The following is a 13,462-nucleotide window of genomic DNA, read 5'->3' as shown; positions in this document are numbered from 1 at the left end:
TACTAAAAAGAGCAGGACTCGTCATGCCGGACTTGATCCGGCTTCCAGAACATATTGACAAAAGAAAGTAAATAAAATGGCGACAATCGATCTTTCCATCATGCCGATGAAGACGGCCAACGAGGTCATCAAAGGCTATGGTGCCATTCACCAGGACATCACTATTCTCAATCCCGACGCCAAACATTATCTGGCTGCCGGTCTGACCAACCCCATTGCCATCGAAATCTGCGGATCGGCCGGATACTTTTGCGGCGGTCTCAGCGACAGCCCGCGCATCCATGTACAGAAAAACGTCAGCTGGGGCGTGGGCGACAACATGCTGTCCGGCTCGATTATTGTCGACGGCAACGCCGGCGCCATTGCCGGTGAAGCCCTGCGGGGCGGCGAGATTGTCATCAAGGGCAACATGGGCAGCCGCGCCGGTCAGGTGATGAAAAAAGGCACCCTGTGCTGCGCGGGTAACGCCAGTTTCATGGCCGGCTATATGATGTACGGCGGCCGGTTGATTATCCTGGGTGACTCTGGCGAACGTGTGGGTGAGAACATGGCCGGTGGTGAGATATTCGTGGGCGGCGCCATCGACTCTTTGGGATGCGATGCCATGGTGGTTGACGCCACTGGTGCGGACATCGAATCCATCCGGGCCTTTCTGGAGCGATACGGAATTGACTTTAACGGTACCTTCAAAAAGGTCGTCAGCGCCGGCAACGATCTCAAATACGGCAAGCCGGAACCCAAGACCACACGGATGCCTTTTACGGTCTTTTCCGGTTCGGCCACACCGTACTGGAATGAGAAGGTTCAGCAGGACATCCGGGTAAAAAGCGACATCGGTCGCTATCGTATCCGCGGCTATGGCACGACCCGCCATGTCCCGCATTTTGGGGATCTGGCATTCAAAACGGACATTGCCAGGGCCCTGGCGGATGTCCAGGATTTTCCCTCGGTAAGCCTGAGAACATTGATCGGTGATCGCCACGGGGCGCGGGCCATTGACCTGAGCATGCCGGTGATGATCGCCCCCATGAGTTATGGCGCGCTGAGCGCAGGCATGAAACAGGCCCTGGGCCTGGCCTCTCACCTTTCCGGCATTGCCGACAATACCGGTGAGGGCGGAATGTACTCGGTGGAACGAGCCGAGGCGCGGCAGTTGATCGCCCAGTGTCTGTCGGGCCGCCTGGGGTGGAACATCCATGACATGAAACGCGCCGACGCGCTTGAGCTTTACATTTCCCAGGGGGCCAAACCAGGCCTCGGCGGCCAGTTGATGGCATCCAAACTGACCGAGGAAATTGCCGCCATGCGCGGCATTCCCGCCGGCATGGACCTGCGTTCTCCCTCGCGGCATCCGGACATCCTGGGCGGTGACGATCTGATCATGAAAGTCCAGGAATTCAAGGAAGCGGTGGGGGGCCGCCTGCCGGTCAGCCTCAAACTCGGCGGTGGCCGCACTCGCGATGATGTCAAGATTGCCTACAAGGACGGGCTGGATTTCATTGCCCTGGACGGTTCTCAGGGCGGAACCGGTGCGGCTGGTGACGAGGTGGCCGAATATGTGGGCATCCCCTCCATGGCCGCGCTGATGGAAGCTGTAGACGGCCTGGAGGAGATCGATGCCGGCGGACAGCTGCCCATTGTACTCATGGGTGGGATTCAAGACGGCATCGACGTGGCCAAGGCCATTGCTTTGGGCGCATCGGCTGTCGCGATAGGCACCGGCATGTTGGTTGCCGGCGGATGCACCGGCTGCATGGAATGCAGTTCCGGAAACTGTCCCATCGGTATGGCGACCCAGAACGAGTCTTTGACCCGCAACCTGGATGTTCGCAAGGTGGCGCTTAAAATGCACGCCTACCTGGAATCCATCCGCTGGCAGCTCTCCGCCATTGCCACTGCGCTGGGATACAATGATATCCGCCAGCTGTCGCGCGATGACCTGGTGGCCCTGACCCCGGAAGCGGCCGCGCTGACCCGCCTGCCGTACTGCCCGGAATATCGTGAGCAGTTGTTGGCTTCGCCCGCCATCGATTCAAAAAGCAATCGTGAAACCGGGTCGGCCAACTTCACCCGCCGCGACCGCCGCGCCATTCGGGAAATGGCCGCCATCGAGGCCCACGATACCCCCACCCAAAAACGGTTATTGGACAGCCTGCTGGTGCCGCGTGACAACCCCTTTCCGGAGTCGCGTGCCGCCAGCCTGGACGACGTGGTGTTTCTATCGGCCGCACTGACCCGCTTAGTCATTGATCCCTACCGAGAAGCTTGCAGCACGAGCACCGCCATTAGCCGCTGGATGGAAATCGGCCGGCGCCCGGACGAGATTCCGTGCCTGACATTGGCGGAGCCCTTTCTGATCACCGGTTTTGACGATGCGCCCGAACCGGTTCGCCAGGGACTGGCAGCGGGTCTGGCTGCCAAAGGATGCGGGTATGTGGGCCGACGACCGCTGGTGCGGGAAGATGAAAAAGCGCCCGATGCAAAAAGGGTCAAATGGCTGCAATTGATCCAAGATGGAGATGAGCCCGATATGACGGCGGATGGGCTGATCTTCAGCGGCGATGGCAACCTCTCACAGAAAACCATCAGGCGCCGGTGGGACGATCAATTGCTGGGGATCACCGTGTCAGCTAACACCGTATGCACTGTTCTTCCCTTCGCCCTGGAAAACGAGCTGGATTTTCTGGTGCTGGATGGAACCGCCGGGATTGCAACACCATGGGCTGAATTGCAGGGCGCACCGGACCTGACCCTCTGGCGCGATACCATTGCCCTGCTTCGTCAGATGGGCAGGGAAGAAGAGATCGCCCTGATCAGCTTCGGCGGCATACGCTCGGGAACAGACGTGGCCAAGGCCCTGGCCATCAACTGCCATGCGGCCCTGTTCAGCGTGGCACCCGCACTGGCCATGGGCGGTGTGATCGAGGACGGGCGTATGGTGTTTGCCGACGATACCCAGCCCGACCAGATTGCCGCTGCAGTGGAGAACTGGATTCAGGCCACCTCCCAGGAGACCGCGATTATTGCCCGGTGTACCGGCAAAACCAGTGTGCACAACCTGGAGCCCGAGGACATGCGTTGCATCAGTATTGCCGCGGCCAAGGCGACGGGGATCGGGTTGGCGTCAGGGGCAGAAAAAAGGGAAGGATTCTAATCGTCAGCTTGACCACACTAGCGTTCAAGCAGACGCTAAGATATAATTGTTGACTCGATACTGATTTACCACTGTTTTTAAAGGGGAATGAGAAAATGAATCAAATCGTTGCGATGAAAGGCGAGGCCGGTACTGATGTAGAAAAACGCGAAGTCGTCCGCAAGCAGTTGGAAGCGCAGGGCATTGAATTCATCCTGGCCCAATTTGTGGACATCCACGGCAGTCCCAAGGTCAAGCAGGTGCCGGTCGAGTGTTTCGATGATATCGTCGAAGACGGCGCTGGATTTGCCGGCGGTGCCGTGTGGGGCATGGGACAGGGCCCGGAGAGCCATGACCTGATGGCCCGGGCTGATTTGGACACCTTCTGTCAGCTGCCCTGGAAGCAGAACGTGGCCATCGCCAGTTGCGATCTTTACGTTGACAACGAGCCCTGGCCTTATTGCCCGCGAAACAATCTGCAACGCATGATGGATCTGTTGGCCACCGAGGGTTACCTGCTCAACGGAGGATTCGAGCCTGAGCATTTTCTCGTGGACAAAGGTCCTGATGGGCGCATCCGGGCCTGGGATCCCCAGGGCGTCGATGTCCTGGCCAAACCCTGCTACGACTTCAAAGGCATGTGCCAGACCATGGACTACCTGCAGGATATCATCCGTTTCGGCAACCAAATGGGGTTTGGCATTTACCAGAGCGATCACGAAGATGCCAACGGGCAATATGAGATCAATTTCGGCTGGACTAACGCCCTGCACACGGCCGATCGCCTGGTCCGATTTCGCATGCTGGCCGGACAGACCGCTGCCAAATATGGCGCCACGGCCACGTTTCTGGCCAAGCCGTTTGACGACAAGACCGGCTCCGGGGCTCATTTTCATTTTCACATCGCCGACGCCCAGACGGCCCGGAACCTGTTTCCAGCCAATGGTGATGGCAGTGACAGCAAAGGCCTGGGGCTTTCCGATACCGCTATTTATTACATCGGCGGTCTGCTCAAACACATCCGGGCCCTGACTGCCGTGAGTTCCCCGATCATCAACTGCTATCGTCGCATCCAGAGCGGAGAGTTTGTCTATTCCTCCGCTTCCGGTTACACCTGGACGCCCTCTTTCGCGTCCTACGGAGACAACAACCGCACCCAGCTCTACCGCTGCCCGGACAGCAACCGGGTCGAGGATCGTTCACCGTCAGCCATGGTCAACCCCTATCTGTTCATGGCCGCCCACATGGCTGCCGGAATGGACGGCATCAAGAACAAAATCGATCCTGGTGATCCGATTATCGGTGAGAATGTCTGGAACCTTTCCTTTGATCAGCGACGCGAGCGCGGTATGCATCTGTTGCCCCAGAATCTGCTGGAAGCCATCGAAGCGCTCGAAGCGGACGAGGTGGTCCGGTCCGGACTGGGCCCCATTGCCGATGAATACATCAAATTGAAAAAGGGTGAATGGGGAGAATTCATGAAGCATGTGACGCCGTGGGAGGTGGATCGGTATCTGACCTTGCTATAGTGCCCATCCAGAAATGGCCAATTTGCCCGATATCGGCGTTACACGAAAAATTTTATCCTCGGAATATCAACCATATGCCTGCGGTAAAATTTTTCGTGCGCCTTGATCTCGAACAAATTCTCCTATTTCTGGATAGACACTATTCTATGATCCTTTTTGAAAAGCCCGTCTAAGACCCGCTAACGGCGTTGGAAAACGACTTAAAATGCTCACATATTACATATATGCTCCGCTTTTAAGCCGTTTTCCGCCTTGTTATCGGGCCTGATCCAGACTTTTCAAAAAGGATCTAATTTGGTAGACAGGCATCTTAGTTTCGTTCTGGATGCCGGATCAAGTCCGGCATGACGAGCCCGGCGTTTTTTAAGAATGCATCCAATTAAAAATGTTGAATAGAGATCGTGAACAATGGTCTACACCAAAGTAATCGACATGTTGAAAGAAAGCGGGTTTACGTACACCGTTCACGAGCATACGCCTGTCACCACCGTGGACGAGGCGCACCAAAAAGTGCCTCACCTTACCCATAATCTATTGAAAACAGTCGTGTTCCGGATCAAGGACGCCCACTGGATCCTGGCGGCGGTAACCGGAAACGTTCGTATCCACTATAAAAAGCTGGCCGATGCCATGGGGGTCAAGCGCAAGGAGCTGCGTTCAATCGCTCCGCAGCAGGTCGAATCCGAGCTTGGGTTCGAGATCGGCGGCGTCGGTCCGTTCCCCGTGCGCGAAGACATCCGCGTGGTATTCGACGAGACCCTGGCGCCTTTGGATCATGTATTCTGCGGCAGCGGCAAAAATACCCGCACCATTGAAATGAAAAGCGCCGATTTGATTGAATTGGCCAAGGCGAGGGTGTATCCAATCACCAAATAGTGTTTGTTCAGAAACGGCGCCTCTCACCCGATTTCGGCGTTGGGCAACAAACTCAAATCCTCAAAATATTACAAATATTCCTCCGGTTTGAATTTGTTGCCCGCCTTGAACTCGGGTGAGATTCACCATTTCTGGAAAACACTACCTATAAGCGCTTCTCCAATCAAAATTTTCAAGGTGTGCGATTAGCAAAAAATAGTGGACATAAAAGATTCCAAGTTTTATGCATCACCCATCACCCATCACCCATCACCCATCACCCATCACCCATCACCCATCACCCATCACCCATCACCCATCACCCATATAATTCCAATTTTTAAACAGCCGTAGCATAACCCCAATATCGGTGTTATTATTCCTTCAACCACGGGAGGGAAAAATGAACTATTTCGAATGCCGCAACGGTGAGCTTTGGGCAGAAGACGTCCGTGTCAGTGAACTGGCCGAAAAGTATGGCACGCCACTGTACATCTATTCCACAAAAACCCTTAAACGTCATTATCGGGCCTTTGACAAAGCATTGACCGGAGTGGACCATCTGACCTGCTTTTCGGTCAAGGCCAACAGCAATGTCGGCCTGCTGCGGTTGTTGGGAGGCTATGGCGCCGGCATGGATATTGTATCCGGTGGCGAGCTGTACCGGGCCCTGGCCGCTGGGGTTGATCCCCAAAAAATTGTTTTTTCCGGTGTGGGCAAGCAGGATCACGAAATCAAGGAAGCGTTAGATGCCGATATTCTCATGTTCAATGTGGAATCCACTCAGGAACTGGAGCGCATCGGTGCCATTGCCGGGCAGATGAATACCGTGGCGCGTGTCAGCATTCGCATCAATCCGGACGTGGACCCCAAAACCCACCCGTATATTTCAACCGGACTCAAGAAAAACAAGTTCGGTCTGGACATGCTGGAAGCCACCGGCGTCTATTCGATGGCCAAGCACCACCCGGCCCTGGACCCGGTGGGGCTGGATTGCCACATCGGCTCCCAGCTTACCCAGATCTCGCCTTTTGCAGAGGCCCTGGAAAAGCTGCTTGATTTTGCCGATCAGTTGAAGTCGTCGGGCATTGATATCCGCTACCTGGATCTGGGCGGGGGGCTGGGAATCACCTATAACGAAGAATCCCCGCCGCTGCCCGAGGATCTGGGACGGGCCATTATGGATACCCTGGCCGGCCGACAGCTAACGGTGATTCTCGAGCCCGGGCGTGCCATTGCCGGCAATGCCGGTATTTTGGTCACAAGGGTCATCTACACCAAAAAGACGCCGGCCAAACATTTTGTGATTGTGGATGCGGGGATGAACGATCTGGTACGCCCCTCCCTGTACCAGGCGTTTCATCGCATCGGTGAAGTCATTCCCAAGGGACGCGAAAAACTGAGCATGGACGTGGTGGGACCGATCTGTGAAAGCGGCGATTTTCTGGCCCAGGACCGCATGTTGCCTACCGTACAGCCCGGAGAACTGTTGGCTGTTTTTTCCGCCGGAGCGTATGGGTTCACCATGTCGTCCCAGTACAATTCCCGGCTGCGGGCTGCCGAGGTGATCGTGGATGGCGATAAGACCATTCTGGCGCGTCGGCGTGAAACGTACCAGGACCTGATCGCCCTTGAAACTTGAAAGTAGCTATTGTAGGTCGGGTTGAGCGCAGCGATACCCGACAACCGACGGTGATAAGGCCCCAAGGTGAGCGGTTAGCTTTTAGCAATTAGCTGTTAGCCCCTATTAGTTGAGAAATTATCAGTAATTTGATGCCGATTTTCTAACAAGTGTCCGTCCGGAAATGGTGAATTTTGCCCGAGTCCAAGGCGGCCAACAAATTCAAACCGGAGGAATATTAGTAATATTTTGAGGATTTGAATTTGTTGCCCAACGCCGGAATCGGGTGAAAGGCGCCGTTTCTGGATGGGCACTAACAAGATTCAGATAGAGGTAACCCATTGAAGGATATTACCACCCTCAAGGCTGATATTACCACACTGTTCGGCCGGCAGTACTTTGCCGTGCTGGCCACTCGTACCGGCGAGCACCTTCACACCAGCCTGGTGGCCTTCGCGGCTGCCGACAACCTGAAAAGCATTTACCTGTGTACGCCCCGGGCGACGCGCAAGTTCAACAATATCAAAGACAATCCGATTGTTTCACTGCTGGTGCACAACAGCACCAATCAGACCACTGATATCCGTCAGTCCATAGCGGTAACCGTTTCCGGCACGGCGGCGGAAGTCGATGCCGACCAATTGGACCAGGCCCGCGGAATATACCTGGCCAAGCAATCCCAGATGACCGGTTTTGCCAACGCACCCAATACGGCCATGGTCGAGATCCGCGTCAGTCGCTACGATGTGGTGGCTCACTTTCAGGAGGTGGCCATCCTGGACATCGGCAAAGATCGGATTGTGTCCCCATGATCGCCACCCTGGCCCTCGACCGTATCGAAACCGGCCACAAACGGCTGGTGGGCGGCAAGGCGCTGACGCTGGCCCGGCTAATGCGAGAAGGGATCAGGGTCCCTGATGGGCTGTGTGTTACTACCGCTGTCTACGAAAAATTCGTGCGCACGACCGGGCTGGACACCCGCATTGCCATGGAACTGGGGCGTCTGCCCCTGGAAAAAATGCGCTGGGAAGAGATCTGGGACATGGCACTGCGCATACGCAACCTGTTTCTGAATACCGCGATTCCCGATCCGATCATGGAAAAACTGCTTCCGGTGCTGGCGGATCGGGTAGGCCCTCGCCCTGTGGTCGTCAGATCCTCCTCACCCCAGGAAGACCGTGCCGGCACCTCTTTTGCCGGCCTGCACGACAGCTACGTCAACGTAAAAGGCCTGGACGATATCATGACCCATATCCGCATGGTGTGGGCCTCCCTTTGGTCTGATGGGGCCTTGTTGTATCGTCGGGAACTGGGCATGGACATGCAAACGAGCAGCATGGCGGTGCTCGTTCAGGTGCTGGTGGCCGGCGATCGTTCGGGGGTGGCTTTCTCTGCAAGCCCTGATGGCGCAGACCATTCGATCGTGGAATCGGTTTACGGCCTCAACCAGGGGCTGGTGGACGGAACCATCACGCCGGACCGCTGGACCATGGACCGCCGGACCGGACGTGTGCTGAGCCACAGCCCGGCCAACAGGGAATCGGCCGTGCGCGAAGTCTCCGGCGGTGTGGCAAGCGTCCCCCTTGACCCCGCAGAGAAGACCCATCCGCCCCTTGATGAGCCGGCGCTGGCTGAGGTATTCCATCTGGCCGCCACCCTTGAGAAAATCTTCGGGCGGCCTCAGGATGTGGAGTGGACGTTTCAAAACGGCGCCTTGTTTCTGCTTCAGAGCCGGCCGATTACAACCATCCGGGAAGATGCCGGAGGGCCTGCCCCCTGGTCGGTAGATGACAAACGGCCATGGTATCTGAGCCTCAAACGCAGTTTTGCCAATCTGAAAATTCTGCATCAGCGCATTGAAGGGGATCTGCTGCCGCGCATGGCTGCCGAGGCCGACACATTGGCCCGCTGCGATCCTGGATCACTGTCCGATACGGCATTGGCCGAGGCCATTGACGCGCGCATGCACATTCATCAGCACTGGGTGGATGTTTACTGGCGCGACTTCATTCCCTTTGCCCATGGGGCGCGCCTGTTCGGACAGGTGTACAACGATATGGTCAAGCCCGAGGATCCATATGCCTTCACCGCGCTGCTGGGCGAGACCCGCATGACCGGTCTCGATCGCAACCGCGATCTGCAGGCCTTGGCCCGCCACATCAGAAGCCATCCGGATCTGCGTGATCAGCTGGAATCCGGACAATCAGCGGATCTGGACCCGGCCTTCAATGCCCGGCTGGATGATTTTCTGACGCGTTATGGTGACCTGACCTTCAAGGCCGTGCGCTTTTTCAAGGATCGGGAGGGGTTGATTCGTTTGCTGCTGGAGATGGCCGCCCAGCCCCAACCGCCGGAGGCGGCAGACAGGGGCAACATCAGCGACCTGACCGCCGATTTCATCTCCCGTTTTCCGACGGACCGCCAGGCGTTCGCCCGTGAAATTCTGGAGATCGGCCGTTCCAGCTACCGGTTGCGCGACGATGACAACATTGTTTTGGCCCGTATCGAAGCCCAGTTGATCAAGGCTGTCGATGAAGGCAAGCGGCGCATTGCGGCCCGCAACGACATGGACACATCCGCACTCACGCCGGAGCAGGTGCTGGGCATCCTGTCCGATCCGCAGGCGCCTGTCCAATCCATTGCCCGGCAAAAGACTGTTGACGAACCTGTCGAACATCAGGCGCGGCCGGATCTGGCGCCCCGGGCAATCGCCACCGTGGACGGCGACTTTTCCCTGCGCGCCCGCCAGATTATCGGCCAGCCCGCCGGACAGGGCCTGGCTGTGGGGTCGGCCCGGGTGATTGCGGCCGCAGATGATCTCTTCCAATTCAAGGCCGGTGAAATTCTCGTCTGCGATGCCATCGACCCCAACATGACCTTCGTGGTGCCCCTGGCTGCGGCCATTGTCGAACGCCGGGGCGGGATGCTGGTGCACGGCGCGATCATTGCCCGCGAGTACGGTCTGCCCTGCGTTACTGGCGCTGCCGACGCCACGAATTTGATCCAAACCGGGGATCATCTCACCGTGGACGGCTATCTGGGCATTGTCACCATTGACGGGATGCGCACAAGCGATGGAAACAAGTAACCTTATGCGGCAAACCGCCATGGACTACAGAAAGCGGATTTGCCAGGCGATGAACTATATCAGCCGGAATCTGGATCGTGATCTCTCACTGGAGGAGATTGCAACGGCTGCTTCATTTTCCAAGTTTCATTTTCACCGGATTTTCAAGGTGGTGGTAGGTGAAACCGTTGCCGTGTTCACGCGGCGGTTGCGCATCGAGATGGCCGCGAACCGTTTGCTGGCAAATGAAAGTGAGAATATTACCACGATTGCCATGGCATGCGGATTTTCAAGTTCTCAAAATTTTGCCAAAGCATTCCGGCAGCGGTTTGACATGACCCCCTCCCAATTTCGAAAAAGCAAGATTGGAAACAAATACCGCAATGGAGAAAACGCACCCTCGCTGGCAGCCTTGTATGATCCTGACACTGTGTTCATCAACCCATTAACCAGTGAAAGGAGAACTATCATGAAGGCAGAAGTCAAAGAATTACCCGAGTACAATGTCGCCTATGTCCGCAAGCTGGGACCTTACGGCAAGGAAACATGCGAGCAGGCATTCATGGAACTGGCCCAGTGGGCAGGGCCGAAGGGGTTTATGGCATCCGGCGTGCTACTGGGTGTCTACTGGGATAATCCGGATGTTACGGATCCTGATAAATGCCGGGTGGACGCCTGTGTGAGCGTTCCCCAAAATGCGGTCCCCGAAGGACAGATCGCCATGCAGACAATAAAAGGCGGGGCGTACGGCGTGTGTCATTTCGAAATTCAGTCCGACAGTTTCAAGCAGGCGTGGGACGATGCCTTCACCTGGCTGGTCAACAGCGGATACGAATGCGGGGACAAGCCATGCTACGAGCGCTATTACAACAATGCTGCCGATGATCCCGAAGGCAAATGGATTTTTGATATTTGCATCCCGCTGAAGTTAGGATAAATAGGTTGATAGTTGTTGAGGCTGAAGGTCGGGAGGAATCCTTTCGGTTTTTATTAATAATCCTGTGAGGGCGCAACATCCTCAAAAGAATAAGGGCGTGGGTTGTAAATGTGCAACCCACGCCCTTAGCCATAAAGCGGTCCTGAAATGTACGGATTTTGTTTTTGGCCAGCACCGTGGCCAAGGTGCCCATCATTCACTCGCCCACCGCACCCAATAAATGATCCAGGGTAGCGGCGTGTTCTTCTTCCGGATCGATATTGGAGGAAGAATTGAGCCTGATGATAAAGCTTCTAATATTTTCCTATACTTTAGAAGTCAAAAAGCAAGTTCATATCTGTCATTGTCATCTAAGCGTTACCAGCGCGGCCACCCAAGTCATCTGATCTTCCTGCTGATCGGCGTTTTTAAGAAAAGTCGAACTCCATCCCACGGACTTCATCAGCTTTCCCACATCAACCCCGAAGCCGGACATGGAGGGACGGGCGCTGTCTGGATGACGACATTCGCCGTTTCCGTGCAGCACTTGGCAATGGTCATATTTTTTACAAAAGCTGAGCTTGCATGACCCGGCCGCAAATCCTTCGGAACCGGTAAAACCCAAAGATTTTGCCTTTTGTTCCGTTACCGCTGCAATTTTCTGCAATATCCGAAAAACGTCATGCCGCTCCCTGCCCATCATTGAAGCTTTATCCACTTCCAGTCGGATGACAATGGCATATTGACTGGCTGCAAGTTTTCTCCTGAACCCCTCAGGGCCTGAAACATTTGGCGGGCAACTCATGGATTTCCCATAACCGGGGCATTTAGGCTCTCTGCAAAAATCGGCAAAATGGTTTTTGACCGTTACATCATAAGGCGAAATCACAGCGACATGGGTGGCACCATTTTCCAATGCGCAATCCATTATCTGCCGTATCTTCTCCGTGACAGTGATCATTGATCATCTCCAATAACTATCTATAATGTCAGAGAGCCTCTGACACAAAAAACCATGAAACCTCGAGAATTTGAAAAGACAATGATCTTTCTAAATGAGATTCACATGGCTCAATGACGTTATTTTACCATCATATGGATCGTATTGAAAATCATTTAACTGGGGGGCATGAATTTATGCGATTCTTGAGGGAATCATATCAAAACGCATAAAAACATGCCCGTTATTTCCCATCCTTTTGTTTTTTTACTCCCTGAAATACTTTTTTTTCAAAATGTGACAGACATCACAGACCATGATTGTCGCATCAGGTTAGGGTGCGCTTAAATCGGTAATTTCCCAGCATGGTGCAACCCAAGCCAATAGGGAGAGAGCAATGAAATACAAAGATTTGCGGTCTCAACTAAAGACAGGTGATATTTTATTATTCTCCGGAAAGAGCGGTATTTCTGAAGGAATCAAGTTTTTTACGATGAGTAAGTGGTCGCACGTTGGATTGGTGTATAAATTTGAATCCGAACTGGATCCAAAGGGATCCATCTTCTGCTGGGAGTCAACAACGCTAAACGATATTGCTGACGCCGATTCTGGTAAACTGACCAAAGGCGTACAGCGGGTTGAACTCTCTGAACGACTGGAACGCTGCTTTGCCAAAGGCTACGAGATCAGTGTTCGTCCCTTATCCGATCAGCTTGCCGATGACATGGTCAGAGCGTTAAATGATTTCAGGCATGAAGTCAGTGGACGTCCATACGAGCTAAGCAATATTGAGCTTTTAAAATCGGCATATGATGGGCTGTTTGGTGAAAACAAGGAAGATTTAAGTTCTTTATTTTGCAGTGAAATGGTCGCTGAAGCATACCAGCGGATGGGATTGCTGACAGAAGAAAAGCCATCCAATGAATATACACCGAAAGACTTTTCATCGGAAAAACAACTTCGCCTTGAACTAGATTATCGACTGGAAAACGAAGTGGTTATTGAGACGCTTGAATAAAAGCGGATTAGACAACTGCAGTGTTATTTCAGAAGATAATCACATCATTTGCTTCTGTGCGATTGTCGCGCCTGCTGCAGAGTTAAAGAAGATAGTATTCGTTAGGTTGCTAAATAGAAGTAAAATAAAACGTCTATTAATCAGTCTAATCCGCGTTGGGCTATCAGGATTGGTTAACGCTCGGAGCCACGGTATCTGGCATTGAACATCATTATACCGGACTGATAGCAACACGGAGGGTAAGCTATGTCAAACGAAAATCCGACTCCCGAAGGTAATAAGACTCCTAAATCTGACACCGCCCCGACTCTAATTCAGACCGTTTTTCCTCGTCAGCCAACAATTATTTTCTTCGCTGCAATCGTTGTCGGGCTGCTACTCAT

At 54.3% G+C, this 13,462-nt stretch carries 9 protein-coding genes; 8 read left to right on the top strand and 1 reads right to left on the bottom strand.

All coding sequences use genetic code 11. From position 1 onward, the window contains the following. Window positions 1–76 precede the first annotated feature (76 nt). The 7 genes from Dvar_RS40800 (at window position 77) to Dvar_RS40770 (ending at window position 11,142) form a co-directional block, all read left to right on the top strand. The gene (locus Dvar_RS40800) at window positions 77–3,154 is read left to right on the top strand and encodes a glutamate synthase-related protein (RefSeq protein ID WP_419659202.1); all 3,078 of its coding nucleotides are present in this window, start codon (window positions 77–79) and stop codon (window positions 3,152–3,154) included. Between the two features lie 95 nt (window positions 3,155–3,249). Beyond that, a complete protein-coding gene (gene glnT / locus Dvar_RS40795) occupies window positions 3,250–4,662 on the top strand; it encodes a type III glutamate--ammonia ligase (RefSeq protein WP_419659201.1) in 1,413 nt (470 codons plus the stop codon). A gap of 408 nt (window positions 4,663–5,070) precedes the next feature. Then, on the top strand, window positions 5,071–5,538 hold the full coding sequence (locus tag Dvar_RS40790) for an aminoacyl-tRNA deacylase (protein ID WP_419659200.1): 468 nt from the start codon (window positions 5,071–5,073) through the stop codon (window positions 5,536–5,538). Window positions 5,539–5,920: 382 nt separating this feature from the next. Further along, on the top strand, window positions 5,921–7,159 hold the full coding sequence (gene lysA / locus Dvar_RS40785; RefSeq protein ID WP_419659199.1) for a diaminopimelate decarboxylase: 1,239 nt from the start codon (window positions 5,921–5,923) through the stop codon (window positions 7,157–7,159). Window positions 7,160–7,479: 320 nt separating this feature from the next. After that, window positions 7,480–7,950, top strand: a complete 471-nt coding sequence (locus tag Dvar_RS40780; RefSeq protein ID WP_419659198.1) for a pyridoxamine 5'-phosphate oxidase family protein — start codon at window positions 7,480–7,482, stop codon at window positions 7,948–7,950. Next, window positions 7,947–10,226, top strand: a complete 2,280-nt coding sequence (locus tag Dvar_RS40775; protein WP_419659197.1) for a PEP/pyruvate-binding domain-containing protein — start codon at window positions 7,947–7,949, stop codon at window positions 10,224–10,226. Before Dvar_RS40780 ends, Dvar_RS40775 begins: the two co-directional genes overlap by 4 nt. Continuing rightward, on the top strand, window positions 10,213–11,142 hold the full coding sequence (locus tag Dvar_RS40770; RefSeq protein WP_419659196.1) for an AraC family transcriptional regulator: 930 nt from the start codon (window positions 10,213–10,215) through the stop codon (window positions 11,140–11,142). The genes Dvar_RS40775 and Dvar_RS40770 overlap by 14 nt, the downstream gene beginning before the upstream one ends. A 346-nt stretch (window positions 11,143–11,488) precedes the next feature. Here the strand turns inward: Dvar_RS40770 and Dvar_RS40765 are convergent, their stop codons facing one another. Continuing rightward, complete coding sequence (locus Dvar_RS40765; protein ID WP_419659195.1) at window positions 11,489–12,082, bottom strand: DUF2284 domain-containing protein; 594 nt, start codon at window positions 12,080–12,082, stop codon at window positions 11,489–11,491. 376 nt (window positions 12,083–12,458) lie between these two features. Between Dvar_RS40765 and Dvar_RS40760 the strand changes: the two genes are divergently transcribed. After that, window positions 12,459–13,079 carry a YiiX/YebB-like N1pC/P60 family cysteine hydrolase gene (locus Dvar_RS40760; RefSeq protein WP_419659194.1) on the top strand — a complete coding sequence of 207 codons (621 nt, stop codon included), beginning with the start codon at window positions 12,459–12,461 and terminating at the stop codon, window positions 13,077–13,079. The last annotated feature ends 383 nt before the right edge of the window (window positions 13,080–13,462 follow it).

Origin of the sequence: Desulfosarcina variabilis str. Montpellier, assembly GCF_048565275.1 — a bacterium.
In the GTDB taxonomy this organism is placed as follows: Bacteria; Desulfobacterota; Desulfobacteria; order Desulfobacterales; family Desulfosarcinaceae; genus Desulfosarcina; species Desulfosarcina variabilis.
This window is presented reverse-complemented; position numbering and strand designations above follow the sequence as displayed.

Excerpts from the sequence above, each read along its gene's own strand:
- Dvar_RS40775 (WP_419659197.1), top strand. The coding sequence starts at position 7,947 with ATGATCGCCACCCTGGCCCTCGACCGTATCGAAACCGGCCACAAACGG.
- lysA (WP_419659199.1), top strand. The coding sequence starts at position 5,921 with ATGAACTATTTCGAATGCCGCAACGGTGAGCTTTGGGCAGAAGACGTC.
- Dvar_RS40770 (WP_419659196.1), top strand. The coding sequence starts at position 10,213 with ATGGAAACAAGTAACCTTATGCGGCAAACCGCCATGGACTACAGAAAG.
- glnT (WP_419659201.1), top strand. The coding sequence starts at position 3,250 with ATGAATCAAATCGTTGCGATGAAAGGCGAGGCCGGTACTGATGTAGAA.
- Dvar_RS40760 (WP_419659194.1), top strand. The coding sequence starts at position 12,459 with ATGAAATACAAAGATTTGCGGTCTCAACTAAAGACAGGTGATATTTTA.
- Dvar_RS40765 (WP_419659195.1), bottom strand. The coding sequence starts at position 12,082 with ATGATCACTGTCACGGAGAAGATACGGCAGATAATGGATTGCGCATTG.
- Dvar_RS40800 (WP_419659202.1), top strand. The coding sequence starts at position 77 with ATGGCGACAATCGATCTTTCCATCATGCCGATGAAGACGGCCAACGAG.
- Dvar_RS40790 (WP_419659200.1), top strand. The coding sequence starts at position 5,071 with ATGGTCTACACCAAAGTAATCGACATGTTGAAAGAAAGCGGGTTTACG.